This is a genomic window from Flavobacterium chilense (genome assembly GCF_001602525.1).
Classification (GTDB): Bacteria; Bacteroidota; Bacteroidia; order Flavobacteriales; family Flavobacteriaceae; genus Flavobacterium; species Flavobacterium chilense.
Window position 1 is genome coordinate 152148 of record NZ_LSYT01000009.1, and the last position, 26639, is coordinate 178786.

At 35.1% G+C, this 26639-nt stretch carries 20 protein-coding genes and 3 tRNA genes; 12 read left to right on the plus strand and 11 right to left on the minus strand.

The annotated features are described in order from the left end of the window. Nucleotides 1-29: 29 nt before the first annotated feature. The 5 genes from A4F88_RS19935 to A4F88_RS19955 all read right to left on the minus strand — a co-directional run bounded on the left by A4F88_RS19935 (nucleotide 30) and on the right by A4F88_RS19955 (nucleotide 6318). Nucleotides 30-1259: a glycoside hydrolase family 26 protein gene (locus A4F88_RS19935; RefSeq protein ID WP_082815820.1), complete on the minus strand. Its 1230-nt coding sequence runs from the start codon at nucleotides 1257-1259 to the stop codon at nucleotides 30-32. Nucleotides 1260-1265: 6 nt separating this feature from the next. Continuing rightward, complete coding sequence (locus A4F88_RS19940; RefSeq protein WP_068844521.1) at nucleotides 1266-2456, minus strand: AGE family epimerase/isomerase; 1191 nt, start codon at nucleotides 2454-2456, stop codon at nucleotides 1266-1268. Nucleotides 2457-2461: 5 nt separating this feature from the next. After that, nucleotides 2462-3652, minus strand: a complete 1191-nt coding sequence (locus tag A4F88_RS19945; RefSeq protein ID WP_068844522.1) for a glycoside hydrolase family 130 protein — start codon at nucleotides 3650-3652, stop codon at nucleotides 2462-2464. A 28-nt stretch (nucleotides 3653-3680) separates the two neighbouring features. After that, the gene (locus A4F88_RS19950) at nucleotides 3681-5072 is read right to left on the minus strand and encodes an MFS transporter (RefSeq protein WP_068844523.1); all 1392 of its coding nucleotides are present in this window, start codon (nucleotides 5070-5072) and stop codon (nucleotides 3681-3683) included. A 109-nt stretch (nucleotides 5073-5181) separates the two neighbouring features. Next, nucleotides 5182-6318 carry a glycoside hydrolase family 26 protein gene (locus A4F88_RS19955; protein ID WP_068844524.1) on the minus strand — a complete coding sequence of 379 codons (1137 nt, stop codon included), beginning with the start codon at nucleotides 6316-6318 and terminating at the stop codon, nucleotides 5182-5184. 306 nt (nucleotides 6319-6624) lie between these two features. Here A4F88_RS19955 and A4F88_RS19960 point away from each other — a divergent pair, with 306 nt between their 5' ends. The 7 genes from A4F88_RS19960 to A4F88_RS19990 all read left to right on the plus strand — a co-directional run bounded on the left by A4F88_RS19960 (nucleotide 6625) and on the right by A4F88_RS19990 (nucleotide 17690). Beyond that, nucleotides 6625-7503 carry an AraC family transcriptional regulator gene (locus A4F88_RS19960; protein ID WP_068844525.1) on the plus strand — a complete coding sequence of 293 codons (879 nt, stop codon included), beginning with the start codon at nucleotides 6625-6627 and terminating at the stop codon, nucleotides 7501-7503. Between the two features lie 313 nt (nucleotides 7504-7816). Continuing rightward, a complete protein-coding gene (locus A4F88_RS19965; protein WP_068844526.1) occupies nucleotides 7817-11014 on the plus strand; it encodes a SusC/RagA family TonB-linked outer membrane protein in 3198 nt (1065 codons plus the stop codon). 11 nt (nucleotides 11015-11025) lie between these two features. After that, nucleotides 11026-12624 carry a RagB/SusD family nutrient uptake outer membrane protein gene (locus A4F88_RS19970; RefSeq protein ID WP_068844527.1) on the plus strand — a complete coding sequence of 533 codons (1599 nt, stop codon included), beginning with the start codon at nucleotides 11026-11028 and terminating at the stop codon, nucleotides 12622-12624. 17 nt (nucleotides 12625-12641) lie between these two features. After that, complete coding sequence (locus A4F88_RS19975; RefSeq protein WP_068844528.1) at nucleotides 12642-13697, plus strand: hypothetical protein; 1056 nt, start codon at nucleotides 12642-12644, stop codon at nucleotides 13695-13697. A gap of 90 nt (nucleotides 13698-13787) precedes the next feature. Further along, nucleotides 13788-15032 (plus strand): glycoside hydrolase family 27 protein, encoded by a 1245-nt coding sequence (locus A4F88_RS19980; protein WP_068844529.1) that lies wholly within the window; start codon nucleotides 13788-13790, stop codon nucleotides 15030-15032. 2 nt (nucleotides 15033-15034) lie between these two features. Further along, a complete protein-coding gene (locus A4F88_RS19985; RefSeq protein WP_082815824.1) occupies nucleotides 15035-16000 on the plus strand; it encodes a glycoside hydrolase family 5 protein in 966 nt (321 codons plus the stop codon). A gap of 616 nt (nucleotides 16001-16616) precedes the next feature. Next, a complete protein-coding gene (locus A4F88_RS19990; RefSeq protein ID WP_068844531.1) occupies nucleotides 16617-17690 on the plus strand; it encodes an outer membrane beta-barrel protein in 1074 nt (357 codons plus the stop codon). A 358-nt stretch (nucleotides 17691-18048) separates the two neighbouring features. On the opposite strand, the gene A4F88_RS19995 is transcribed toward A4F88_RS19990, so the two are convergent. The 5 genes from A4F88_RS19995 to A4F88_RS20015 all read right to left on the minus strand — a co-directional run bounded on the left by A4F88_RS19995 (nucleotide 18049) and on the right by A4F88_RS20015 (nucleotide 23696). Further along, nucleotides 18049-18954, minus strand: coding sequence for an N-acetylmuramoyl-L-alanine amidase (locus A4F88_RS19995; RefSeq protein ID WP_068844532.1), 906 nt, complete (start codon nucleotides 18952-18954; stop codon nucleotides 18049-18051). A 36-nt stretch (nucleotides 18955-18990) separates the two neighbouring features. Further along, on the minus strand, nucleotides 18991-19572 hold the full coding sequence (locus A4F88_RS20000) for a hypothetical protein (RefSeq protein ID WP_068844533.1): 582 nt from the start codon (nucleotides 19570-19572) through the stop codon (nucleotides 18991-18993). Between the two features lie 42 nt (nucleotides 19573-19614). Further along, nucleotides 19615-20928 (minus strand): 30S ribosomal protein S12 methylthiotransferase RimO, encoded by a 1314-nt coding sequence (rimO, locus tag A4F88_RS20005; protein ID WP_068844534.1) that lies wholly within the window; start codon nucleotides 20926-20928, stop codon nucleotides 19615-19617. 211 nt (nucleotides 20929-21139) lie between these two features. After that, on the minus strand, nucleotides 21140-22642 hold the full coding sequence (locus tag A4F88_RS20010; protein WP_068844535.1) for an OmpP1/FadL family transporter: 1503 nt from the start codon (nucleotides 22640-22642) through the stop codon (nucleotides 21140-21142). A gap of 49 nt (nucleotides 22643-22691) precedes the next feature. Beyond that, nucleotides 22692-23696 carry a hypothetical protein gene (locus A4F88_RS20015; protein ID WP_068844536.1) on the minus strand — a complete coding sequence of 335 codons (1005 nt, stop codon included), beginning with the start codon at nucleotides 23694-23696 and terminating at the stop codon, nucleotides 22692-22694. A 101-nt stretch (nucleotides 23697-23797) separates the two neighbouring features. Here A4F88_RS20015 and proS point away from each other — a divergent pair, with 101 nt between their 5' ends. The 5 genes from proS (at nucleotide 23798) to rpsT (ending at nucleotide 26061) form a co-directional block, all read left to right on the plus strand. Continuing rightward, nucleotides 23798-25276, plus strand: a complete 1479-nt coding sequence (proS, locus tag A4F88_RS20020; protein WP_068844537.1) for a proline--tRNA ligase — start codon at nucleotides 23798-23800, stop codon at nucleotides 25274-25276. An 80-nt stretch (nucleotides 25277-25356) separates the two neighbouring features. Beyond that, nucleotides 25357-25428 (plus strand) — tRNA-Glu (locus A4F88_RS20025). A 40-nt stretch (nucleotides 25429-25468) separates the two neighbouring features. Next, nucleotides 25469-25540 (plus strand) — tRNA-Glu (locus A4F88_RS20030). 43 nt (nucleotides 25541-25583) lie between these two features. Then, nucleotides 25584-25655, plus strand: a tRNA-Glu gene (locus A4F88_RS20035). A 154-nt stretch (nucleotides 25656-25809) separates the two neighbouring features. Beyond that, on the plus strand, nucleotides 25810-26061 hold the full coding sequence (gene rpsT, locus A4F88_RS20040; protein ID WP_068844538.1) for a 30S ribosomal protein S20: 252 nt from the start codon (nucleotides 25810-25812) through the stop codon (nucleotides 26059-26061). A 152-nt stretch (nucleotides 26062-26213) separates the two neighbouring features. On the opposite strand, the gene A4F88_RS20045 is transcribed toward rpsT, so the two are convergent. Then, complete coding sequence (locus A4F88_RS20045; RefSeq protein ID WP_068844539.1) at nucleotides 26214-26633, minus strand: response regulator; 420 nt, start codon at nucleotides 26631-26633, stop codon at nucleotides 26214-26216. Nucleotides 26634-26639: the final 6 nt, after the last annotated feature.

Below are 26639 nucleotides of genomic sequence, written 5' to 3' on the forward strand. Positions count from 1 at the left end.
CTTCGTTCCTGGCAATGATATGCTTTGTGTTATTTCGGCAATTCATACATCTTTGGTAATGAATTCAATAATGCCGATTTTGGTTTTGCAGTAAATGTTTTAAAATCAGCTGCATTCGAAACAGAACCATTTGGAACATAATATCCGTCTTTCGTATTATTCCAAAACATAACATAACTTACCTGAATGTCGTTTGATGTTAATGCGTTGTACAAATAATTCGAAAACCAGTCTGTTATTGGCATTTTTGCACTTGTTACCTGATAACCGGTTTCGGTCAAAGCAGTGATTTTTACTTTGGTTTTAGCCAGATCCGATATTATTTTTAGTTTAGCATTGGCTCTGCCCGAACCCGTTGTGCCTTGATTGTCAAAATCTCCATAATTATCCATTCCAAGGACATCAACATATTTGTCACCCGGATACCGGCTTAAATAATTGGTTTCTGTAGTATAGGAGTTGTCAGGAGAAAAGGCATATAAAATATTATGAACGCCTTTGGTATTTTTTAAATAATCAACCGTAAACTGATATCCTTGTTTGTATTCATCGGGAGTGCAAAAACTGGCGCCCCACCAAAACCAGCTTCCGTCAAATTCGTGGAAAGGCCTGAAAATTATCGGAATCAATTCTCCATTTGAACCTTTTAAGTTTAAGAGTACGCTGGCTATTTTATCGAGTTTTTTCTTGTACCATTCGTGATTTGCTCCGCCCGGTAAAATACTCCTGAAAGCCGTTGCTTTTTGATCTGAAGTCATGTCAGACGCATAAAACGAATCTTCTTTGTTTGGTTCCCTCAAATGCCATGAAAAAGTATTGATGATACCTTTTGCATAAGCGGTTTTTACATCGCTGATCGTTTTTTGCTCTTGCTGGTAAAACCAATTATCAGGTTGGTTGTTATTGTTTTTATCGGTAATAAATAAAAAATCAGAACCTAAAAGTGCAGGATCAAAACCTGTATTTTTTTTGATGTCAGCATCACCGCCATTATCCTGATAAAAACTATTAAAAGCGTCCTGTTGACCAATAGCAATTTTGGTTTGTGCCAGTCTTTTTAAATTGTAAAATAAAGCTACAGTTTCTTTGGTAGCATTGGCATCAACCATATAATTTGTCACATTTTTTGTCGTTAGAGGATCTCCTTGTACAGGCGGATCAACAATAATTACATTGCTGGTGTCTTTGTCTGATGAACAGTTTGTAAGTGCCAAAACGAACAGACTTATAAATGCTGTTTTTAGAAATGTAGTTTTCATTTTTGGTTACGTTTTAATTCGGTTAATAAGCTCCAGACAAGCACGTCCGTTATGGTACGGGCATTTCCAAAAACCTGCTTTGTCTTTTTTTATTGCCGTATAGTCCTGATTAATTCCCCAGTACCATTCGCCGTTTTGTTTGTCCAGAATGTAATTTTTTATAAAATCCCAGTTTTTCAAAACGATGTTTAGATAGTTTTCATCTTGAGTTAACTGATAGGCATTATAAAAACCAATTAAGGCTTCTGCCTGAACCCACCAATGTTTTTCGGCAACTAATTCATGCTTTTCAGGATCAAATTCGTACCATAAACCACCATCAGTATCTAATCCTTCCTGAGTTACTTCTGCCATCTGAATGGCGTGTTGGGTATAATGGGCAATCAACGTTTTATCTTCAGCTATTTCGGCACATTGTAATAAAAGCCAGGCAGCTTCGATGTCGTGTCCGTATGAGATTACATCTGGTTTTTCGATCCAGTTTTCATCAAAAAATAATCTTAAATGACCGGTTTTAGTATTAATGAAATGTTTTTCGATTGTTTCTAATAATTCAATAATGTCATTTTGAAGTTTTTTGTCTTTCCAGACTTTAAACAGATTTGCATAAGCCTCAACGATATGCAAATGCGTATTCATCGTTTTTTTTTCGTTGGCATCTTTATCGCTTAAACGCAAATCTTCAATAGGCAGCCAATCTCGTGTTAAGGCTTCAAAATAACCTTTGTTTACAGGGTCATAACTATGTTCCTGAATCTTTAAATATAAATTTTTGGCTATTTCCAAAGCTTTGTCTTCTTTAGAAACAGCATAATATTCAGTTAATCCGTAAATGGCAAACGCCAGGGCATAAATTTGATTCTTAGTATCTTTTGGTGTCTTATCCGCATTGATACTCCAAAATAAACCTCCAAATTCAGGATCATAAAAATGCTCCGAAAGAAACTCAAATGCTCTTTGTGCGGTCTTTTTATGATTCTCATTTTTAGTTACTTTATAAGCAGATGAAAAACTCCAAAGAATTCGGGCATTCAAAACAGAACCTTTTTCAGTATTGGCGATAATGTGCTCGTTAAAATCAATTTGCCCAATAAAACCGCCATTTTCTTTATCGATGGTATTTTTGGACCAGTATTTTAAAATGGAATCCAGTTCTGCAGATAGTTCTGTTTTGAGTTGCTTTAGTTTTGTAGACACGAGAATTATATGGTGTTGTTTTTTTCGATTTGACTGATAATAGTTTTTACTGAGCCTGCCGAAATAAAAGTATCTGCCGGAGTATTGATCACATAATCTATTAGTTTTTCTACAGAGGAAACGGCGACATGCATTCTGGTATCTGATGAAGCGTAGTAGATATATACAGTTCCGTCAGTATCCTCAATCCATCCGTTTGAAAAGAGAACATTCGATACATCGCCCACTCTTTCGATTCCTTCAGGCCCCATAAAATGTCCTGCCGGAACGTGTGTTACTTTGGCAATATCATTCAAATCGGTCATAAACATATAAAGTGTGTAACGTAAACCTGCAGCGGTATTACGAACACCGTGTGCCAGATGCAGCCAGCCTTTTGGAGTTTTAATAGGAGCAGGGCCAAGGCCATTTTTTAATTCATAAATAGTATGATACTGTTTGCCGAAAATAATTTTCTCGTCTTTTACAATAGGGTTTGTCATATCATCAACATATCCAAGACCAATTCCGCCACCGGCTCCAACATCAATAAAACCATCCTGCGGGCGTGTGTATAAAGCATATTTTCCGTTTACAAACTCAGGATGTAAAACCACATTACGTTGTTGACCTGTATTCGAAATTAAATCCGGTAATCTTTCCCAGTTTACTAAATCTTTAGAACGTACGATTCCAGCATTGGCTACTGCCGAACTGGTATCGCCTTTTGGAGCTTTTGGATCTTTTCTTTCGGTACAAAAAATTCCGTAAACCCAACCATCTTCATGATGGATTAAGCGCATATCATAAACATTTGTGTCCGGTTCCTGGGTTTGTGGAATCACGCAGGGTTTGTCCCAAAACTTAAAATTATCTACTCCGTTTGGGCTTTCGGCTATAGCAAAAAAAGATTTTCTGTCAATTCCTTCTACACGAACTGCGAGAAGGTATTTTTCGTTCCATTTCATGGCGCCGGCATTAAAAGCGGCATTCATCCCAATTCGTTCCTGTAAAAACGGATTGGTTTTTTCGTTCAGGTCAAAACGCCAGTTCAAAGGTACGTGAGCTGCTGTAACAACAGGATTTTTGTAGCGTTCGTATATCCCGTTTCCGGTATGATCCTGAGGAGCATTTTTTTGCTCGATCAGTATTTTATGTTCTTTTTCTAAGGCTACTTTTCTATCCTGAAATGTAGTTGAAGTGGCTATTGTTGTCATATAAATAGATTTCTGTATCTGTATTATTTTAATTGAGCTGATCTCTTTTTTCGTTTAAATCCTGTTCGATTATCTGAAGTTTTTCCTCAGATAATGGATAGAACAAAATAAAAGCGACTGATATTAAGGCTGCGATGGCAGGAAGTATACTTAACATTAACTGAATTCCGTTTTGTGCTGTGGCGGTTTGTTCAACATTTGCTTTGAAGCCATAATATCCCAAAAGCCATCCGGCTCCGGCGCCTCCAATGGTCCATCCAAATTTTTGCGACATTGAAGAGGCAGAGAAAACTAACCCTGTAGCTCTGCGGCCTTGTTTCCATTCTGAATAATCGGCACTATCAGCATACATCGACCAGATTAGAGGAAAAATGCAACCGGCACAAATACTGATTAGAACCTGAAAGCTCATAATGAGGAATACATCTTCTTTTCCGAACAAATAGAAAATCAAACTCAAAATTGCGGCAAGTGCCATAGCACCCAAAAAGGTTTTCTTTTTACCAATTTTATTCGCAATTGGGGTTGCCGCAATCACTCCGATGATGTTGGCTGCTTGTCCTAAAACCAAATAAATAGAGGTAGGTGTCATATGAAAACTGGTTCCGAAAAGGGAAAAATCAAAATTTACGCTACTGCTTACATAATATTTAAAATAATAAACAGCAGCTCCGTCACGAATAGAATTGAAAACCAAAGCACCAATTCCGGCACCCAATAAAATCCACCAGGGTTTGTTTTTTAACAAGTCTTTTAAATCTTCTTTTAGATTGTTTTTTTCATCAGAAATGGGTTTTACCCTTTCTTTGGTAAAGAAAAAACAGCCCCAGAAAAAAGCAGTTGTAATAACTCCAAATACGGCAATTGTTGTCAGCCAGCCCGTTTTAGAATTTAAGTTTCCGCCAAAATAATTGACTAAAGGTTCAATCAGCCAAAGCGCCAAAAGACTTCCGCCAAAAGCAAAAACCATTCTGTAAGAAGACAAAGTGGTTCTTTCTTTTCGGTCAGACGACATTACTCCTAAAAGCGAGGCATACGGAACGTTGATTAAAGAATAAATCATCATCATTAAAGAATAAGTTACATAGGCATATATGATTTTTCCTTTTTCATCAAAATCCGGTGTGTAAAAAGTCATAATGCCAATTACGGCAAAAGGCACGGCAACCCATAAAAGATACGGTCTGAATTTTCCCCATTTGCTTTTGGTTCTGTCGGCAATGATGCCTACAATCGGATCAAAACAGGAATCCCAGATTCGGGTAATCAAAAACATGGTTCCCACTACGGCAGGAGCTAACCCGAAAACATCGGTGTAGAAAAAGAGCAGATACATACTGAAAATTTTCCAAAACATGGATGAGGCAGCATCTCCAAGACCGTAACCTATTTTTTCTTTTAAATTAATTTTGTCGTGCATTAGGCTTTTTTTAAGGATTGTAATTTTAGATTTGGGCAATTATTTTAAGTCTCTATGTGTTGATTTTTTTTGCACGCAGATGACGCGGATTTAGGCGAATTTTTAATTCTCAATTTTTAATTTTACTAATGTCTTTTTCGAACAATGTTTTATCCAGTTTGTAATACTCTACAAAATCTTTTTCACTGATCTGACCGGGATATGGCGCGTAATAATGCATTTTTTGTTCTTTTTCCTGCCAGCCATGGTTTCTCCATAATAAAACATAAGAAATTTTATAATCACCAATGGCTTTGGATAAAGTACCTGTCCACCATTTTGGATCGGGAATTGCTTCGTATCCGGCTTCAGCAATGGCAATTAACTTATGTTTTTCAATGCCAATTTCATTTATGTTTTTTAGCTGATTTTGAACTTCTGCTATAAACTTTTTGCCTTCTTTATCATCGTTATTCTGATAGGAATCAAAACTTAAAATATCAGCAAAATCATCTCCGGGATAGTTAGCCAGAAAATCTTGTTTCGAGCTGAAACTACCTGTGTTGTAAATATAAATTAAATTATGAACTCCTTTTTTCTGCAGGTATTCAAAAGTGAATTTCCATGCGGTTTTAAATTCATCAGCAGTACAATTTCCTTTTCCCCACCAAAACCAGCCTCCGGTAAGTTCGTGATACGGTCTGAAGAGAACCGGAATATTTTTTCCTTTTTGATCTTTTAAGGATAAAAAGAAGGCTGCGGCTTTATCTAACCATGAAATAAATTTTTGATGGTTTTCTCCACCGGGCAATATGGTTTTTAAGGAATTTGGGGTATTGTCCCAAGCATTTTTTCCGGTTGCAGGATTGTCAAAATGCCAGCTTATGGTAGAGATTCCGCCTCTTTTATTGGCCTCCTGGATATAGTTTTTCATTTTGTCAAACGGAACACCATCAATATTAGTAAGGTCATTTTTTTCTAAACCGGCAATGTCCCAACCGTAAACAGCAGGATAATCACCCACAACCTCTTTTACATCACTGCGGCCGCTTTCATATTTCCATTTTACACCATAAGCAAGATCGTCCTGATGTCCAAATAGATATCCTTTTTGAGTTAATTGATTCAGTTTTTTATATAGAGAAACGGTTTCTGGTGTTGCTTTTTTATCTGCAAGTGACAAATTAGTATTAGTGATTGGGGGTTTGGCAGAACATGAAATTCCGGTAAGTGCTGCAATTATAAGTGCAATTATGTTTTTTTTCATTATAAATATACTTGTTTATCAGTGTACTACTTACTTTTTTTATAAAGGAAACAACAATCAAAACAGAGGTAGTTTTCTGATCGAAAATTTAATACTGTTTTTGGATTAAAATTATCAAAACTATAAAAACATATTACATTTAAAATGATTAATGTTTATTATGAATGTTGTTTTTGTAAAAATGATAATTCTATTTTTCAAAGATAATCGGATGTTTATATTGTAATTAATATTATTTTATCAATTATATATCATATTATTGCAATAAAAAAAACAAAATAATACTTCTTAAAATAGCTTTTAGAGATGAGCAGTACTAAAAATTTTTATAGAGAAATAGCTCCATTGTCAGCTGGTGATAGTTTTTTGGTTTTCGACAGGGTAAAAGACAGTTTTGATTTTCCGGTGCATTATCATCCGGAATTTGAGATAAATTTTATTTTAAACGGTAAAGGTGTTAAACGTGTTGTTGGTGATAATATTGAAGAAATTGACAATGTCGAATTGGTTTTGATAGGTCCAAATTTATATCACGGCTGGGAACTGAATAAGTGTACCAATAAAAAAATACACGAAATAACGATTCAGTTTCATAATGATTTATTTCATGAATCTTTGTTGGCAAGGCGTATTATGAATCCAATTCGGGATATGTTCAATCGTTCGATTCATGGAATTTTATTCTCCAAAAAAATTGCCGAAGAATTAACCCCAAGACTGGTAAGGCTTTCTAAATTAGATGGTATGGACTATTTTCTGGAAATTACTTCTTTATTATATGATTTGGCTAACTCCAGAAATCAGCGTTTGCTTTCGACTTATACAGTAGATTATGACACATTTGATGATTATGATAAAATGAAGTTGGTATATGAATATGTACAGAAACATTTTGCTGAAAAAATCACGCTTGAAGATGTTGCCAATGTTGCCAGTATGTCTATTATATCTTTTAATCGTTTTATTAAAAAACGAACCGGAAAAACGTTTGTCAATTATATAAATGATATTCGCATAGGGTATGCAGCTCGTTGGCTTGTCGAAAAAGATATGAGTGTTTCTGAAGTTGCTTTCAAATCCGGATTCAATAATATTGCAAACTTCAATCGTAGTTTTAAGGCTACAAAAAATTGTACTCCCAGTCAGTACAGAGAAGATTTTTCAGGATTAAAACGTATTCTATAGTGATACTTTTTTTGCACTAGCAAATATTATTTTTAACGAAATCGATTGCTTTTTGTCGGTTTCGTTATTTTTTATCTATTTTTTTAAGTCGTTTTGCAGGTGTTGTTTGAGGATATTGCAATTTTTCCATGCTTTTATTTTGATATGTGTTTTTTTAAAGTCGTATAGTAAAAATATTATCATTAAATGATATAATACTATCGATTTAATGTTTTCTTGTGTTATAGATTTGTTAAATAATTTAAGAAAATAATACCACTCTTGTTTATGACTTGAATTATGATAACGAATTTAAACTAACCAAACATTTATTATGAAAAAACTAATGACTAACTTCATTCATTGGAATGCTAACCACAAAGCGGTTCCTTTGATTTTATTTTTGTTACTGACGAGTAATTTTATTACGGCTCAGGTAAAAATATCAGGAACAGTATCAGATGAAAAAGGATTATCGATTCCGGGAGCAAATATTTCGGTTGTGGGACTAAAAACAACTGTTTCAACGGATTTTGATGGTAAATATACAATCGATGTTCCTGTAAATGCTACCCTGGTATTTTCGTTTATCGGATTCAATACGCAAAAAATCACAGTAAGTACCAATAAAACTATTAATGTAGTATTAAAAACAAATGCGGAAGATTTAAAAGATGTAGTTGTAATTGGTTACGGAACTCAAAAGAGAAAAGACATCAACAGTGCGATTTCGAGTATTAGTTCAAAAGATATTGAAAACTTAAAAGTAGTTTCTTTTGATCAGATGCTGCAGGGTAAAGCTGCGGGTGTTGTGGTGAGCAGTAATTCCGGAGAACCGGGAAGTAATGTTTCGGTAAAAATCAGAGGGGTTTCGTCTTTAACAGGTACAAACGAACCTTTATATGTAATTGATGGTGTGCCAATTTCCGGAGATGCGCGTAACTCTTCAACTTCAGGCAGAAATGCTTCGGGAAATTCTAACTTTTCTAATTCAGGAAATATTACTTTAAGCCCTTTGGCTCTTATTAATCCTAGTGATATTGAATCTATTGATATTCTGAAAGATGCTTCTGCAACTGCTATTTATGGCTCGCGTGGTGCTAACGGGGTTGTAATTGTGACTACAAAATCGGGTAAAAAAGGTACTGGTAAATTATCTTTCGAAAACTCTTATTCTATTAGCAATCTTCCTAAAAAATTACATTCTATGAATTTGCAGCAATATGCGGTTCATCAAAATGCTTTGGCAGATGTTTATGATCCTACTGCTAAACGCCCTGAGTTTGCACATCCGGAAATTTTAGGACAAGGAACTGACTGGCAGGACGCAATTTACGAAACGGGTATTATGACATCAAACCAATTGTCTTTTTCCGGTGGTAAAGAAGGGATAAACTACTATATATCTGGTGGCGTATTAAACCAGGAAGGTATTGTAATTGAGTCAGGATTTAAAAGATATAATTTTAGAACAAATGTTGATGCCAAAGTAAATAAATTCATCAAAGTAGGTGTTAATATTAGTGGGGCACTTACAGATGAAAAACTAACTTTGAACGGACAATTTAATGGAGTGGTTGCAACTTCATTATTAGCGACTCCGGATGTGGCTGTCAGAGAATTATCCGGAGCTTTTGCAGGACCGCCGGCAGGAGGAGCAACATCTTTTGTTAATCCGGTTGCGACTTCTTTATTGGGATCTAATACTTTGGTGAGAAAAAACTATTCAGGAAATTTCTATACACAAATCGATTTATTTAAGGGTTTAGAATATCGTTTTGAAGCAGGAGGATATATCTATGATAATTTAGGGCAACGATTTGATCCAATGTATTCATTAGGGAATGCCGTAAAAAGCTATGCCAATTTATATTACAATCCGTCAAGCGGAAACTCATGGAACTTAAAAAACATGCTTACCTATAGAAATACTATTGGCAAACATAATTTTACCATTTTAGCTGTACAAGAATCTAACAGAGCGCATTGGGAAGGTTATTCTATAACAGGTTATGGTTATAAAGATAATAACGATAAATCTCTTGCGGCTTCAGATCTTTCTAAAGCGGTTACGAGTGGGGTATATTCAGGAACGCAAACACTGGCGTCTTATTTAGGAAGGGTTGTTTATGATTATGCGGATAGGTATAGTGTTTCGGCTGCAGTGAGAACTGATGGATCTTCAAAATTTTTCGTTGGAAATAAATGGGGTGTTTTTAGTTCGGTAGGCGGTTCCTGGAAGCTTTCGAATGAGGCTTTTATGGAAAGCACAAAGAAATATGTAGATGGTATCAAATTAAGATTTGGCTGGGGACAAACAGGAAATAATCAGATTGGTAATAATTTGTACGATTCTAATTTACATTTGGTCAACAGTACAATGGGAACTTCTTATTTGCCTTCTAACACGCCAAACAAAGATTTGAAATGGGAAACTCAGGAACAGACCAATTTAGGTTTAGATTTCAATTTGTTTCAAAACAAGCTTACAGCATCGGTAGATTTATATAAAAAAGTGTCTAAAAACTTCCTGTATCAGGTTCCTTTACCCAACTTCCTTTCCGGTGGCGGAGATTATGAAGGTGGTGTGAATCCTCCTTATTTTAATCTGGGAAGCATGCAAAATAAAGGTATTGAGATTACACTTGGATATACCAATCAGTTTACAAAAGATTTTTCGTGGAATGCTAATGTAAACTTTACCAAATATGTAAACGAAGTTACCAATATGGCAGGACTGAATATTGTAAAAACAATGGGAACACTTGCTTATAATACGGTAACGGTTTCCAGAACTCAGGAAGGTTTACCAATAGGTTCTTTTATAGGGTATGAAGCGATCGGAATTTACAGAACTGATGCTGATCTGACGGCTTATGGTCATACTGATGCCTCTGGTAACAAAGTGGTTTTGAAAAACGGAACCAACTCATTATTGCCTAGTTTTCAAAAAGGAGATGTTATTTATAAAGATCAAAACAATGACGGTGTAATTGATTTAAAAGATATGGTGCCTATTGGAAATCCAAATCCAAAATTCACTTACGGATTCACCAATAACTTTAAATACAAAAATGTTGATTTATCTATTTTCGTTCAGGGAACTGCCGGAAATAAATTAATGAATTTAACCCGTGCATCTGGTACAATGAACAGCAACCTGGGAACAAATTATTTAGCAGAAGCTGCTGATTTTTATTCTGCATCAAACATAAATGCTTCCTTGCCAAGACCATCAACTTATGATGATATCAATAATGCGGTTTCGACCCGTTTTATTGAGAACGGATCTTATTTGAGAATTCAGAATGTAACCTTAGGATATTCTCTTCCTTTGGATATGATTTCAAAAATCAAATTATCAAGATTAAGACTTTATGCTTCGGGACAAAACCTGTTTACGTTTACAAAATATAAAGGATATGATCCGGAAGTAGGTTCTTTTAATCAGGATGCATTGTTGTCTGGTGTTGATAACGGACGTTACCCAACGCCGAGACAAATAACTTTTGGTTTTAATGTTGAATTTTAATACGAATTAATATGAAAAATATAATAAAAATTAACGGTGCTATTGCTATGGCGTTGCTATTGTTAATCTCATCGTCTTGTTCTCAGGATTTTTTAGATGTACCGGCAGAAGGAGCACCAACAGTAGGAAATTATTATGACTCAGATACAAAACTGGATAATGCGAGTAATGGTTTATATGGTATTGTATGGTTCAATATGAATAAATCAGCATTTTACGGTATTACCGATGTAATTTCAGGTAATATGTATGCCAGTCAATACAATGATTTTGGAAAATTTACCGATTTGAGTTATACCAATTCGCAAGCTTTTATTTCGGATGCCTGGAGATCATGTTTTGGTGCTATTGCCAATTCAAATGCTTATATCAGCAATTTACCTCAAAGTGTTGGTCCAAATGTTAGTAAAGAAGCTTTAAATAATGCTCTGGGAGAATCCCATTTTATCAGAGCGTTTTCTTATTTCTTTCTGGTAAGATTATGGGGAAATGTGCCAATTATTGAAAACAATGCAGATTATTCTAAAAACTTTGTTATTCCAAGTAATCCGGTTGAAGATGTTTATAAATTCATAGAAAATGATTTAAAGTTTGCGATCGCTAATTTACGAAGCAAAAACAGAGGTTCAGATTATGCTTCAAATGCACACGTGTCAAGCGGATCTGCTAAAGCCCTTTTGGCAAAAGTATATTTGTATGAAAAAAAATATGATCTGGCCAGAGCAATGGCTCAGGATGTAATTAATAGCGGTGAGTTTAAATTGCTGGGCGGAGAAGAGTTGCCTGCAAAATCGTTTGCTGACTTATGGCTTCAAAAAAATAATAATAATGAAGAGTCTATCTTCTCATGGCAATGGACAGGTGCAGGAACCTATTTTGAAGGTAATTTTTCAAACACATTATTTGCTCCGGAAAACAGATTGGTAGAAACAACTTATTCAGGTCAGATAGCACCATCTCAGGATTTAATTCATAATGTTTTCGAAAATGGAGATAAACGAAGAATAGAAACATTCATGCTGCCCGGAGATTATTACCCAAATTTAACTTATGCCAAAACGCTTGATGTAGATTCTCCATTAATCTTAGGATATACATTTGCTGTAGAAAATGAAGCGCAAAGCTCAGGAGCCGGATTGAAAAAGTATGTAATCGGAAAACAGAACTTACCTATAACAGGGCCATTCAATGCTCCGTTTAACGGAGAAAGCAGTATGAACAGTTATATGATGCGTTATGCTGAATTATTATTGATTCATGCCGAAGCGATTTTAGGTGGACAATCCGGAAGTACTACAGATGCTATGGCTTTAAAATCATTTAATGCAGTGCGTAAAAGAGCTGGCCTTTCTGCTAAAGCATCCATCTCTTTTGATGATATTTTCAAAGAAAGACGTGCAGAATTGGCTTGCGAAGGAGACTATTATTTTGATTTAGGACGTTTGCCTTTTGCAAAAGCAAAAGCAATATTAGAAGCGCAAAACAGAGGAGATAAAGTAACAGAAAAGCATATTTCGATTTCTGCAACAAACCTTTTATTACCTTATCCTGCAGATGATTTAATTAAAAATCCAAAATTGACAGAAGTAGCACCATATACTTTTAAATAATTTTTAAAAATACAAATATGAAAAATATAAAAATGGTTTCGTTAGCAGCATGTATGGCATGGATGTTAGCTTTAATGTTTTTTACTTCATGCTCCAATGATGATGCTTCTTCAGTATATACCGGAGCACCGGTTATAGAATCAGTATCACGCTCAGGTTATGATGCCGATGGTAAAATTTTACCGTCAACCCCTGTTACAATTGGAGATCCAAAAAATTACTATATCATTCATGGTAAAGGATTTTTGTCTACTCAAAAAGTTTATTTCAATGATTTTGATACTTATTTCAGACCTACTTTTGTAACAGATACAGATATTGTTGTATTAATTGATGAAAATACACCATATGCCAATGCTTCAAATCAGTTAAAAGTAGTAACAGCAGGAGGTACAGCGACTTTTGATTTTAAAGTTGCACCTCCGGTACCAACATTTAGCGGCTTTAATTTTATAAATTGTGCCGAAGGAGATGAGGTAACCATTAAAGGTAAATATTTTCTGGATCCTATTGTTACATTGGCAAAAACAGCTACAGAACCAGCCGTTCCGGTGACCATAATATCTTCGACCTTAGAACAAATTGTGGTAAAAATACCGGCAAATGCAAACTATAGAAATCTTGCTGTAACCAATATATCCGGTACAGCAACTTCACTTGAAGCTATAGGAACTGCATTATATGATGATAAATTGTACGGAATGGAATGGGGAGGACCATGGTCAGGCAAAGGTGTGAATTTTGATTTTGATGGAGATGCTTATCAGGGCAATAAATCATGGCAATGGACATTTAATGCCTGGGATGGAGGAAACTGGGGCTTTAACTATGATATGACACGATATAAAGCAATGCGAATTGCTGTTAAAGGATCAAAAAATGGTCAGGTTAATTTTAGTGTAAATGGAGGAGCAAACTATGTTATTCCGGTTACAACTACCTGGGTTTATATGGAAATTCCGTTAAGTAAATTAGGAAATCCTGCAAGTGTTACTATGCTTACATTTCAGGAATCAAATAATGACGGAGGTAATACTGTGTTGTTTGATGACATAGGATTTGTATTGAAATAGGTTATTCTGTTTTGAGTTTTGTTTGAAGTATTCCCTAATCCACTCAATTAGGGAATACTTTTTTAATATAATTAAATTGAATTTTTAAGAATGAAAAAAATCATTTTAGTAATTGTTTTAAGCATATCGGGTTTAGGTTTCAGTCAGGGAAATACACATACTCAGGCAGCCGGAAAATTTGAAGGACTTGCAATGACGCCGCCTATGGGCTGGAATTCATGGAATACTTTCGAAACTAATATTGATGAAAAATTAGTAAAAGAAACAGCAGATATCATGGTGTCATCAGGAATGGCAGCTGCAGGATACAATTATATTGTACTTGATGATGGCTGGATGACCAGAGAACGTGATGCAAACGGAGATCTGGTTCCTGATCCGGTTAAATTTCCTAACGGAATGAAAGCGGTGATTGATTATGTGCACAGCAAAGGCTTAAAATTTGGGCTTTACAATTGTGCCGGAACGCAAACTTGTGCCGGATATCCGGGAACTCGTGGTTATGAATATCAGGATGCTCGTTTTTATGCAAAACTGGGAATCGATTTTTTAAAATATGACTGGTGCAATACACAGGGAATTACTGCCAAAGAAGCCTATTCGACAATGAGCAACGCCCTGAAAACTGCCGGAAAACCAATTGTTTTTAGTCTTTGTGAATGGGGAGATAATCAACCATGGGAATGGGGAAAGCCAATTGGGAATCTTTGGCGAATTTCCGGAGATATTTATCCTTGTTTTGATTGTGAATTTAAACATGAACAAGGAAACTGGTCATCCTGGGGATTTATGAAAATTATAGAAATGCGCAAAGACATCCGTAAATATTCAGGTCCCGATCATTGGAATGATTTTGATATGATGGAAGTAGGTGACGGAATGACGAATACCGAAGACAAGGCACATTTTACCATGTGGTGTATGATGGCATCGCCGCTGATTGCCGGTAATGATTTCAGAAAAATGTCAAAAGAAACACTGGCGATTTTAACCAATGCAGCATTAATTGCCGTTAATCAGGATGAAATTGGGATTCAGGGATTTAAATATGCAGCAGAAGACGGATTAGAAGTTTGGGTAAAACCTTTATCAAATGGAAATTGGGCAATTACTTTTTTAAACAGAAGTGAAAGGATTAAAAAAATCAATTTCGATTGGAAAAAAAATACAATCAAAGATGTTGATTTTGGTTATTTGGCAGATTTTAATAGTACTGTTTTTAAGATAACAGATTTATGGAAAAATAAAGAAACAGGAAACACCAGGAAGAATTTTATTTCTGAACTTGCTCCTCATGATGTGATTGCATTAAAATTAACCCGCAAAACGGAATGATTATGAAAACGATAAGAAAACTTCTTATGCTTATCTTATTACTAATGTTTTTGGTGTCAAATGCTCAATTTGTAAAACGACATGGGCAGCTTAGTGTACAGGGAACTCAATTAGTTGATAAAGATAATAACCCAATTGTTTTACGAGGTATGAGTTTTGGCTGGCATAGTATGTGGCCGCGATTTTATAATGAAAAAGCAGTGAGTTGGCTAAAAAAGGATTTTAACTGCAATGTTGTTCGAGCTGCAATGGGAATTGAACTAGGGGAGATGTCGTATAATAAAGATCCTCAATTTTCGAAAGAGAAAATAGAAGCAGTTGTAAATGGCGCAATAAAATCAGATATCTATGTTATAATAGATTGGCACAGTCACAATATAAATTTAGAAGAAGCCAAAGAATTTTTTGCTGAGGTTTCTAAAAAGTATGCAAAATACCCCAATGTAATCTATGAGATATTTAATGAGCCTGATTACGAATCCTGGTCAGAGATTAAGGCTTACGCCGAAGAAGTCATAACGGTAATTAGAGAAAATGATCCAAACAATATTATTTTAGTAGGTTCCCCGCATTGGGATCAGGATGTTGATCGTCCGGCAGAAGATCCGATTAGAGGATTTGACAATATAATGTATACCATGCATTTTTACGCTGCAACGCACGGTAAAGATTTAAGAGACCGAACAGATGAAGCTATAAAAAGCGGTTTACCCATTTTTGTATCAGAATCTGCCGGTATGGAAGCTTCCGGCGATGGACCTTTAAATATAAAAGCCTGGCAGGAATATATAGATTGGATGGAATCCCGAAAATTAAGCTGGATTACCTGGTCTGTTTCAGATAAAGATGAAACGTGTTCGATACTTAAAAAAGCCGCAAAATCAGAGGGAAAATGGAAAGATGAAGACCTTAAAGAATCCGGTATTAAAGTTCGTGAGTTTCTAAGAAAATACAATACACAAAATTAGAATTAGTTGCGTTGTTGGCACATAAGCCTGTTCAGTTTTGAACAGGCTTTTTTTGTCTGTACTTAATCATAAACAGACTTATAAAAAAGAGAAGAGAGGAGTTCTAAGAGCCTGTTTTTGATCTTATTATTTTGTTTGTTTTTGTAAGAATTTTTTGTTCTTGGTTTTTAGTGTTTTTCTTTTCAATGATAATTTTGTGTTTAATGGTGTTTTTGTTTTAATTTTTAATAACCCCTATTTTTTATGGGGTATGATTTGTTTTAAAATATGTTTTTTGATTCTTTATATGTTTTTTTAATGGTGTTTTACAGTTAAAATATGTTTTTTGTGCTTTTTTGTCTTAAAATTGGTTGTTGAATTTTCAAAAATAATTCGGTATTAATATCATATCACGATTATTGTTATTCTAATTTTTGTAATCCGTAATTCTTGCCTTAAAACATCAAAAAAACACTTTTCAATTATTCTACTCATACAAAAGTTAATAAATTCGCTAATGAAAATGAAGATGTTTTAGAGGCAAAAATGAGGTTTTAAAAGTGACTTATAGTATTTCAATACATATATAAAAGATTAACTAACCAGAATCAATTAATAACTAAAAACCAATTAAACCATGAAAAAAGTAGTACACATTTTAGCCGCGATGTTAACGAGTTCTTTTGCTTTTGCCCAAGATGATACTGAGAGTTCAGTTTCGCCAGCAACAACTTGGGGAGGATCAGCAGACGCTTACTACAAGTATGATTTTTCAAAACAAATGAATGGATTGACGAGCTTTACCAACTCACAAGATTCGTTCGAACTGGGAATGGCTTCTATTCAGGCAGGGCACACATTCGGGAAAGCCTCTGTTTTTGTAGATTTAGGTTTCGGAAAAAGAGCAGGAGAATTTTCATATAATGAAACAACAGACAAGGATATTAATGCAAAATTTTTAATTAAACAATTGTTTTTTACCTATCAGATTACAGACAAGTTTAAAGTGGTGGCAGGAAGTTTCGGGACACATATAGGATATGAGGTATTAGATGCAATAGGGAATAAAAATTACAGCATGTCTTATGCATTTTCTTATGGGCCATTCTTTAATACCGGTGTAAAAGCTCAGTATACTTCAGGGAAGTTTACTGCTATGTTTGGGATCACAAATCCTACTGATTTTAAATCAGCTATGGATGCCGGTTCAAAACAAAAAACATACATCGCGCAATTAGGATATATTGGCGAAACCGGAAGTGCTTATTTAAATTTTACTTCAGGAAGCAGCAATCCTGCATCTGATGAGAATAAAACACAAATCGATTTTGTAGCGTCTAAAACAATTACAGATGCTTTTTCTTTAGGCTTTAATGCAACTTATGCTAAAACTAAAAACGATTTCGATAGTACTTTGGATGGAGACTGGTTTTCATTAGTAGGATATGCTAATTATGCTTTCAAGCCATCTTTGAGTTTGGCTTACAGAATGGAATATTTTGATGCTAAAGATGCTGCTGCAAGTTTAGGAACATTAACAGGATCAAATATTTTTGCAAATACTGTTTCATTAAATTATAAAGTCGGAAAATTGACTATAATTCCAGAGTTGAGATACGATGCCGCTTCAGAAGATATCTTTTTGGATAAAGATGCTGCGCCAACGGGAGGTTCGTTCTTCGGATTAATAGCTACAACATACTCTTTCTAGAGATAAAGATTGATATTTTTTTTTTTTTTTTTGGAGCTGTCGAAATACGCTAATGTTTCGGCAGCTTTTTTATTTGAACCTTAATTTTTTGTCTCAGATTAACGAATTATTTTCTCGTGAAGATTAAAAAAAACTTAAGTAGGTATTCATTATTAAATCTGAAGTTAAACCCATTTTAATCTGCGTAAGACAAAGACATTTTAGACTTTCTTAGATCTCTGCGGTTAATGTTTTAATTTGTGTAATTGTCACGTTCTCGTCATTTTCCTGTTATTTGCATCCTGAAACTTTTCTAAATAAAAAAAACGCATTTCTAAAGCTATAGAAACGCGTTTGATATTTTGTTTTGTAATGTTTTTTATTGAATTTGCTTTTTATAAATCGAATAAATAGTATCTATTGTTTTTCGATCTAGTACAGCAGTTGTATCTGTTTGGATGTAATGTAGTTTAAAAGCCTGAATTGCTGCCGAAAGATTTTTGGTATTGTAGCCAATAATTCTCAAAGCAGGTTCAATTTTAAAATCAAAAGGAGCTTCTTCTAAAACAGCATCCGGCCAAATTCCGAATCCTTTTTCGGCTAATGTTTTCCACGGAAATAATGCGCTTGGATCTTGTTTTCGACCAGGAGCAATATCTGCGTGACCCAATATATTCTGAGTAGGTATGTTATAGTCTTTCTTTAGTTTTGTCAATAAAGCCACCAAACTGCTAATCTGAGCTTCTGTAAAAGGTTTAAAACCATTATTGTCAAGTTCTATTCCAATAGAAGAAGAGTTTAAATCAGTATTTTTTCCCCAGGTTGATGCTCCTGCATGCCATGCTCTTAAATAATCATTTAGCATTTGCACCACTTTTCCGTTTTCAGAAATTACATAATGAGCACTTACTTGTGTTTTTGTCTTTGTAAATGTTTTTATGGTTTGCTGAATAGAATCCTGAGCAGTGTGGTGAATAATAATAAAACTTGGTTTTCTTAGGTTGAAATTTACAGTTCCAATCCATTCTGTATTTACACCATTTAATAAATAAGTAGATCCGGTTTTAGACAAAGTATCTTTTACGATACCCAATTGTGCAGCATAAGAAGTGTCAATAATTACAGGACTTACAGCCGGAATAGGCTGTGCTTCTTTGCTTGTAATTTGATTTTCTAAAGTTTTAAGCTGTTGGTCGTAAACTTTTTCCGTGTTTTTGTAAGGATTTGTAGAGCAAGAACTAATTATAATTGCCAGAATCAGATAACAAAAAAGTTTTTTTGCCATGGTTAGTTATATTTTAAAAAGAAAAAATTGAAGTAATTACTCCTGAATCTTTGTTGTTTCAGTGTCTTCTTTAACTTCTTTTACGTCCTTAGAATCTTTAGAGTCCTTTTTCTTTTTTGACTTAGAAGGTTTTTTAATTTCCTTAAAGTTTTCCATAAACGAAGTGTACTTAGTAACTTGATCTGGATTTAAAAAAGCAGTTATTTTTTTTGTAGTACTTTCTCTTAAAGCTTTTATTTGCTCAATTTTTTGATCCTGACTGCTGCCTTCGTTTTTCAATAAAATCCCTTGTTCTTTTAAGCTGTCTGCTAAAACGTTAGTAATTGCTATGGCTTGAAGTTCATCAAGATTTACCTCAGGTTTCATTTGTTCTACAATTTTTGCTGCAGTTTCTTCAACAGGAATTTCTTTAGGCTTGCTGGTGTTTCCCTGAGGACCTCCCATCATACTTCTGTCCATACCCATTCCGCCGCCACGTCCGTAGCCGCCGTTTCCGTAACCACCACCATAACCGCCGCCGCCATAACCATTGTTATATCCATTTCCGTATTGAGCCGAAACAGAATTAAAGCAGAATATGGTAAAAACCAAAAGAAATAAAGATTGTATAGGTTTCATAAAAGTCTTTTTATCTAAAATTGATAATTGTTTAGCGTAAATTTAAGCAGGTTCTCCGTATAAATCAAATTCTGTTGCCTCTATTATTCTTATATTAACAAATTCACCTGTTTTTACATAATGTTTAGAGGCATCAATTAATACTTCATTGTCAACATCAGGGCTATCAAACTCAGTTCTTCCCACAAAATGAGCACCTTCTTTTCTGTCAACGATACATTTGTAAACCTGTCCTACTTTTTCCTGATTTAAATCCCATGAGATTTGAGATTGTAATTCCATAATTTCGTTTGCTCTGGCTTGTTTTACATCATCCGGAACATTATCTTCAAGCAAATAAGCATGAGTATTTTCTTCATGAGAATAAGCAAAACATCCCATTCTGTCAAATTTCATTTCCTGAACAAAATCTTTCAAAATCTCAAAATCTTCCTGAGTTTCGCCAGGGTATCCAACAATTAAAGTAGTTCTGATCGCCATTCCTGGAACTGCAGCTCTAAAATCTTTCAATAACTGAGTTGTTTTAGCCTGAGTTGTTCCACGACGCATTGATTTCAAAATAGAATCAGAAATATGTTGCAACGGAATATCTATATAGTTACAAATTTTAGGCTCACGCTTCATTAATTCCAAAACATCCATCGGGAAACCGGTTGGGTAGGCATAATGCAAGCGAATCCATTCAATACCTTCAACTTTTGCTAATTCTTCCAAAAGTTCGGCAAGATTTCTTTTCTTATAAAGGTCAAGTCCATAGTAAGTTAAATCCTGAGCAATCAGGATTAATTCTTTAACCCCGTTTTTAGCTAAACCTTGTGCTTCTTTAACTAATTTTTCAATTGGTTGCGAAATGTGAGAACCTCTCATTAAAGGGATAGCGCAAAAACTGCAAGGTCTGTCGCAACCTTCGGCAATTTTTAAATAAGCATAATTTTTAGGAGTTGTAGTTAAACGTTCTCCTAATAATTCATGTTTGTAATCAGCGCCTAAAGCTTTTAATAACTGAGGCAATTCGGTAGTACCAAAATATTGATCTACGTTTGGAATCTCTTTTTCTAAATCAGGTCTGTAACGCTCAGATAAACATCCGGTAACAAAAACCTTATCCACTAATCCTTTGTCTTTTTTATCAGCATATTCCAAAATCATGTTTACCGACTCTGCTTTGGCATTGTCAATAAAGCCACAAGTGTTGATTACGATAATGTTTCCTTCTTCTTTGGCAGTAGCTTCATGAGTGACTTCTTTACCACTGGCACGAAGTTGTCCCATAAGCACTTCACTATCATATACATTTTTCGAACACCCAAGAGTGATTACGTTAATTTTGTTCTTTTTTAAAGACTTGGTTCTCATACTTTTATAAATTGGAGTGCAAAATTACACTTTTTTATTCAAACACCGCTTATTTCGGTTTCATTTAGCTGTTTTTTATGAAGCTATTCCTGCTCTCCACTATATCTTTTGTGGCGAACCCCGCCACAAAAGGATGCCGTTTCGATCAGGGCTAAAAAAAATCCGCCAAGTAATACCTGACGGAAATTTCAATTAATCTATTTAATTTTAATTACAATTCAAATAATAGGGTCAACGTAACATTGTTTAGTTTCGATGTTATGTTTGCTCCGTCAGTCAAACCTGTAGCAAAAAATCCCTGATTAGATTTTCTTTCTAAATAAGAATAAGCCAGGTCTAATTTAGTTGCTCCGAAATTATAGCCTAAACCTCCGGAATAACTATTTAAATCTCCAAGAGTAGTTCCGTTTTTATAAGGACTGCCTTCGTAGCGATAACCACCTCTTAGACTTAATTGTTTTATTTTATATTCAGCTCCAACTCTTAATTCTCCGGTATTAGTAAGTTGATTGCTAATGTCGTTGTTTACACCTCTAAAGCCAGCATCACTCGTTGGTTTAAACTTGGTATTTGCGTAGTCCTTAATAGCGTAATCAACACTAATTAAACCGGATTTGCCAAAAACATAAGCGGCACTAAAAGTGGTTTTTGCAGGAGTTTGTAAAGTATAAGAATCGTATACGTTTACAATGTTAGGATTAACATTTGCATAGTTTTCCGGTCCTCCGGCAGCTTGTGTAGTGGTATAAAGACTTTGTGAAACTTCATCATAAAGTTCATACCAGGTATTTGATTCGTAAGCTAAACCAAGTCTGAATGCTTCTGTAACTTTAGCAATGGCTCCAAGTTGAAAAGAAAAACCATTTCCGTAAGTATACAATTCATTATTGAAACGTAAATTCGATATGGTTGCAGTAGGTTGTAGAGGATTGTTATTGTCTTCGTAAAAACTGCTGGAACGTCTAAAGTCAGTAATATGAACATTTAAGTTAGCTCCTAAGTAAATTCTGTCTTTATAAGATGTAGCAATATTGAAGCTTAATTTACTATTGTATCCTCTTGAATAAATGGCATTTTCCTGATAATAGTTACCACCTGCAGGAACGTTTGAAGTGTATTGTGTATTGTTGTTGGTGTCTGATATAGGATTGATTACAAAACCCTTATATCCAAAATAAGCCTGCTGCTCATTATAAAATTGACTTTTATAAGGAATTTGAGTTATATCTCCTAAAGGAATTCCATTGGCATAAGCCAGGAAATATTTGTCTATAGAGTTTGTTGGATTTGTTCCTGCTGAAAAAACATTGTTGTTAAAATTATTTGTGTTTTCATACGAGATCCCAAGTGCAATCTTTTTCCAGTTATTGTTTGGGTTATGATCTTTAAAAACAAATACTCCGCCAGCCTGATTCAGAATAAATGAGTTGTCTTTGTCGTTAGTCTGAGTTCCAAAATAGTTAGAATTGTTTTTAACATTTTGATTGCTAAGGCTTATTCCAACCTGATTGTTTGAAAATATGGCCGAACCCGCCGGATTGACAGTTATAGAGGATAGATCTCCTCCAACGGCTCCAAAAGCACCGCTCATAGCTCTAAATCTTGCAGTTCCGGTCAAATTGTCCTGTGCGTAACGCAAAGCGTCTGATACTTCTTGTGAATATGAGGCGCTAACAGTTAGTCCTGTAATAAGTAGGAAGAATATTTTTTTCATTTGGATAGTTTTTTAATATAATTTTTTGAAAGTATGGGGGAAGAAGTGATTATCTTCTTCCTCCGCCACCGCCACCGCCGTATGATCTTCCGCCACCGTCGCCACCGCCGCCGCTGTAGGATCTTCCACCGCCGCCACCGCCACTGTTCATTGAACGTGATGGGCTAGGAGAGTAAGTTCTTCCTGAGTTGCCATTATCGTAGCTTCTTGTTGTGGTGTTGCCTGATCTTCTGTTAGAATAGTCAAAGCTGTTGTTTTGTCCTTGACCTGCACTTCTTCTATTAGTGAAAGTTGGGCTGGAAGAATCGTATGTTCTTCCATTTGTATTGGAGCTTCTTCTAAAATCAGAATATCCACTTTGTCTATTGGTTGTGTAGTTTCTATTTGTGTTATAGCTTCTGTTTGAATCGTAGTTTCTGGTAGTGTAACTTCTGTTTGTTGTAAAACTGCCATTGGTATATCCTCTGTTGTAAGCGTAATTTCTTCCGCCATAGTAAGAAGCAGAGCCTCTTCTTCCGTAGTTATAAGCGTAGTTGTTGTATCGGTAACCAGGTCCCCAGTATCCAGGATAACCCCAGGTTGGATAACCCCAACCCCATCCGGCTCCCCAGTATCCGCCAGGATAACCCCAGTAGCCTCCGTAACCCCATCCGTATCCATAATAAGGATATCCAAAACCGTAACCTAATCCCCAGGACCAAGATGGGTCAGAATAAACATTTACAGAAACATCCGTATTGGCACTTCCCCATGCAGGGTAGGTGTTAACAGTTTGTGTGCTGTCGTTTACGGCGTAATTACCATAACTGTCTACATCAGTAAAAATTTCTGTAGGCTGATCGTCGTCTTGCAGCGATTTAAAATAGTCTCTATACTGATTGTTTGTGTTTGTGGTATTTGTCTGAGTGTATCTATGGGTTGAGTTACCGTATACGCCGTCATTATCATGATAGGAAGTATTTTGGTAAGAACCACATGATGCAAGTAGAAAACTCAATAATCCAATTAAGTAAAAATGACTTGAGTTTTGGCGGAGAGTAGCATAAGTTTTCATATCTGTGGTGTTTTTTATTGTTGCACATTACAAAAATAGTTAGTTTTGTCAAACTATTTAGTTAAAATTATTAAAACAAAATTTGTGCCAAACTATTCAATATGAGTAAGAACCTCACTACAAGATCAGAAGATTATTCGAAATGGTATAATGAACTGGTTGTTAAAGCAGATCTAGCTGAAAATTCAGGTGTAAGAGGATGTATGGTAATTAAGCCATACGGATATGCTATTTGGGAAAAAATGCAGGCTGAGTTAGATCGAATGTTTAAAGAAACGGGACATCAAAACGCATACTTTCCTTTATTCGTGCCTAAGAGCATGTTTGAGGCTGAAGAAAAAAATGCAGAAGGATTTGCAAAAGAATGTGCTATTGTGACACATTACAGATTAAAGAATGATCCGGATAAACCGGGGAAATTGATGGTTGATCCAAATGCAAAATTAGAAGAAGAACTTATTGTGCGTCCTACCAGTGAGGCTATTATCTGGTCTACATATAAAGGATGGGTGCAGTCTTATAGAGATTTACCTTTATTGATTAATCAATGGGCTAATGTGGTTCGTTGGGAAATGCGTACACGTTTGTTTTTGAGAACTGCGGAATTTTTGTGGCAGGAAGGACATACAGCACATGCTACAAAAGCAGAGGCGCTGGAAGAATCAGAGAAAATGATGAATGTTTATGCTGATTTTGCTGAGAACTTCATGGCTATTCCTGTGGTAAAAGGTTTTAAAACCGAAACGGAACGTTTTGCTGGAGCAGATGAAACATATTGTATTGAAGCTTTAATGCAGGACGGAAAAGCTCTGCAGGCGGGAACATCTCACTTTTTAGGACAAAATTTTGCTAAAGCCTTTGATGTGAAATTTGCTAATGCAGAAGGGAAACAGGAACATGTTTGGGGAACTTCCTGGGGAGTATCTACCCGTTTGATGGGGGCTTTGGTAATGACGCATTCTGATGATCAGGGATTGGTATTGCCACCAAATTTAGCGCCAATACAGGTTGTAATTGTTCCAATTCATAAAACAGATGAACAATTGGTACAAATCACAACCGCAGTTAATGAATTGACTGCTAAGTTGAGAAAACTTAAGATTTCTGTTAAATATGATGACAGAACAACTCAAAAACCAGGGTTTAAATTTGCTGAATGGGAATTAAAAGGTGTTCCTGTTAGAATTGCAGTTGGTCCAAAAGATTTGGAAAATGGAACTTTTGAGGTTGCCAGACGTGATACTTTGACAAAAGAAGTTGTTGCTGCTGACGGGATTGTAAATTATGTAAATGATTTATTAGAGCAGATTCAATCGGATTTATTTAATAAGGCATTAGATTATCGTAATACTCATATTACTGAAGTAAATAATTTTGAGGAGTTTAAGGAAATTTTAGAAGGTAAAGGAGGATTTATTTCGGCTCATTGGGACGGAACTGCGGAGACTGAAGAGAAGATAAAAGACCTGACAAAAGCGACCATTCGTTGCATACCTTTGGATGCTGTAGAAGAGGCGGGAAGCTGTGTGTTTACTGGTAATCCTTCATCAAAGCGAGTGCTTTTTGCGAAGGCGTATTAAAAAAAAATAAAAAAAATTGCATCAGCTATTGTGCAACTAAAAAATAGATGTATCTTTGCATCCGCATTAGAGAAACACATGGTCCGTTCGTCTATCGGTTAGGACGCCAGGTTTTCATCCTGGTAAGGGGGGTTCGATTCCCCCACGGACTACTTTTTTTTCTGCGAATTAAGTTATTTAACTTGATGTAATGGTCCGTTCGTCTATCGGTTAGGACGCCAGGTTTTCATCCTGGTAAGGGGGGTTCGATTCCCCCACGGACTACAATTTCAATTTCATCTAAATTGAAGAAAACTTAGAAGAAATTGGTCTGTTCGTCTAGGGGTTAGGACTCCAGGCTTTCGTCCTGGTAACAGGGGTTCGATTCCCTTACAGACTACAAAATTAGTTGTAAATAAGTTTTGTAAAATAAAAATTGGTGTCTCGGTTTTTGTTTTATTAGTTAAAACCAAAGTGATTGTTTTACAATTGTGGGAGGTTTTTCTTTTTTAACTAGTATTTATAATTATTATTACATCTAAAATTAAAACAAAATGGCAAATCATAAGTCAGCATTAAAAAGAATCAGAAGTAACGAAAAAAGAAGAGTTCTTAACAGATATCAACATAAAACTACTCGTAATGCAATTAAAGCATTAAGAATAGCTACTGATAAAGCTGATGCTACAGCAAAATTATCAACTGTAATTTCTATGATTGATAAATTAGCTAAAAAGAACATCATTCATGATAATAAAGCTTCTAACTTGAAGTCTAAATTAACTAAACATGTTGCTAAATTGTAATTAATTACAATTTCCTAAAATATACAAGAAAGTCCTCTATTAGAGGACTTTTTTTTGTTTGGATGTAATTGATTCAATAGATCAAAATTCAAATTTCAATATGATATCCAATAAATATGAGGTTTTAAAATTGGGATTTGAATTTGGTTTTTTTATAAAATATCGATCTTCTTTTTAAGATATTCCAGCATAGGCTGTGTGATTGGTTTAGAAAGAAAATCTATTATAATAGGGTATTTTTTTGCTTTGGCAAGATCTTCAGGGTCTATTGTTGAAGAGAGTACAATCACGCTTGTTGCGGTATTAAAATCAGCATAATCCGGAGAAGTAAAGTGGTCTAAAAATTCCCAGCCACTCATAACTGGCATGTTTAAATCGAGAAAAATCAATTCTGGTTTTTTGTTTACTTTGTTTTTGCTGTTTGTGTATTTTAAAGTATTAAAATGATGGAGTGCTTCTTCTCCATTTTGAGCTGTAATAATTTCTTTTGAAAAAGATGATTTTGAAATTACTTTTTTGCATAACATTAACGTGATAGGATCATCGTCAATGCATAGAATTTGCTCGAGCATGATGTG

What these genes read in the sequence shown, in the direction of transcription:
- A4F88_RS19935 (WP_082815820.1), bottom strand. Translation starts at nt 1,259, where the DNA reads ATGAAAACTACATTTCTAAAAACAGCATTTATAAGTCTGTTCGTTTTG.
- A4F88_RS19945 (WP_068844522.1), bottom strand. Translation starts at nt 3,652, where the DNA reads ATGACAACAATAGCCACTTCAACTACATTTCAGGATAGAAAAGTAGCC.
- A4F88_RS19950 (WP_068844523.1), bottom strand. Translation starts at nt 5,072, where the DNA reads ATGCACGACAAAATTAATTTAAAAGAAAAAATAGGTTACGGTCTTGGA.
- A4F88_RS19955 (WP_068844524.1), bottom strand. Translation starts at nt 6,318, where the DNA reads ATGAAAAAAAACATAATTGCACTTATAATTGCAGCACTTACCGGAATT.
- A4F88_RS19960 (WP_068844525.1), top strand. Translation starts at nt 6,625, where the DNA reads ATGAGCAGTACTAAAAATTTTTATAGAGAAATAGCTCCATTGTCAGCT.
- A4F88_RS19965 (WP_068844526.1), top strand. Translation starts at nt 7,817, where the DNA reads ATGAAAAAACTAATGACTAACTTCATTCATTGGAATGCTAACCACAAA.
- A4F88_RS19970 (WP_068844527.1), top strand. Translation starts at nt 11,026, where the DNA reads ATGAAAAATATAATAAAAATTAACGGTGCTATTGCTATGGCGTTGCTA.
- A4F88_RS19975 (WP_068844528.1), top strand. Translation starts at nt 12,642, where the DNA reads ATGAAAAATATAAAAATGGTTTCGTTAGCAGCATGTATGGCATGGATG.
- A4F88_RS19980 (WP_068844529.1), top strand. Translation starts at nt 13,788, where the DNA reads ATGAAAAAAATCATTTTAGTAATTGTTTTAAGCATATCGGGTTTAGGT.
- A4F88_RS19985 (WP_082815824.1), top strand. Translation starts at nt 15,035, where the DNA reads ATGAAAACGATAAGAAAACTTCTTATGCTTATCTTATTACTAATGTTT.
- A4F88_RS19990 (WP_068844531.1), top strand. Translation starts at nt 16,617, where the DNA reads ATGAAAAAAGTAGTACACATTTTAGCCGCGATGTTAACGAGTTCTTTT.
- A4F88_RS19995 (WP_068844532.1), bottom strand. Translation starts at nt 18,954, where the DNA reads ATGGCAAAAAAACTTTTTTGTTATCTGATTCTGGCAATTATAATTAGT.
- A4F88_RS20000 (WP_068844533.1), bottom strand. Translation starts at nt 19,572, where the DNA reads ATGAAACCTATACAATCTTTATTTCTTTTGGTTTTTACCATATTCTGC.
- rimO (WP_068844534.1), bottom strand. Translation starts at nt 20,928, where the DNA reads ATGAGAACCAAGTCTTTAAAAAAGAACAAAATTAACGTAATCACTCTT.
- A4F88_RS20010 (WP_068844535.1), bottom strand. Translation starts at nt 22,642, where the DNA reads ATGAAAAAAATATTCTTCCTACTTATTACAGGACTAACTGTTAGCGCC.
- A4F88_RS20015 (WP_068844536.1), bottom strand. Translation starts at nt 23,696, where the DNA reads ATGAAAACTTATGCTACTCTCCGCCAAAACTCAAGTCATTTTTACTTA.
- proS (WP_068844537.1), top strand. Translation starts at nt 23,798, where the DNA reads ATGAGTAAGAACCTCACTACAAGATCAGAAGATTATTCGAAATGGTAT.
- rpsT (WP_068844538.1), top strand. Translation starts at nt 25,810, where the DNA reads ATGGCAAATCATAAGTCAGCATTAAAAAGAATCAGAAGTAACGAAAAA.
- A4F88_RS20045 (WP_068844539.1), bottom strand. Translation starts at nt 26,633, where the DNA reads ATGCTCGAGCAAATTCTATGCATTGACGATGATCCTATCACGTTAATG.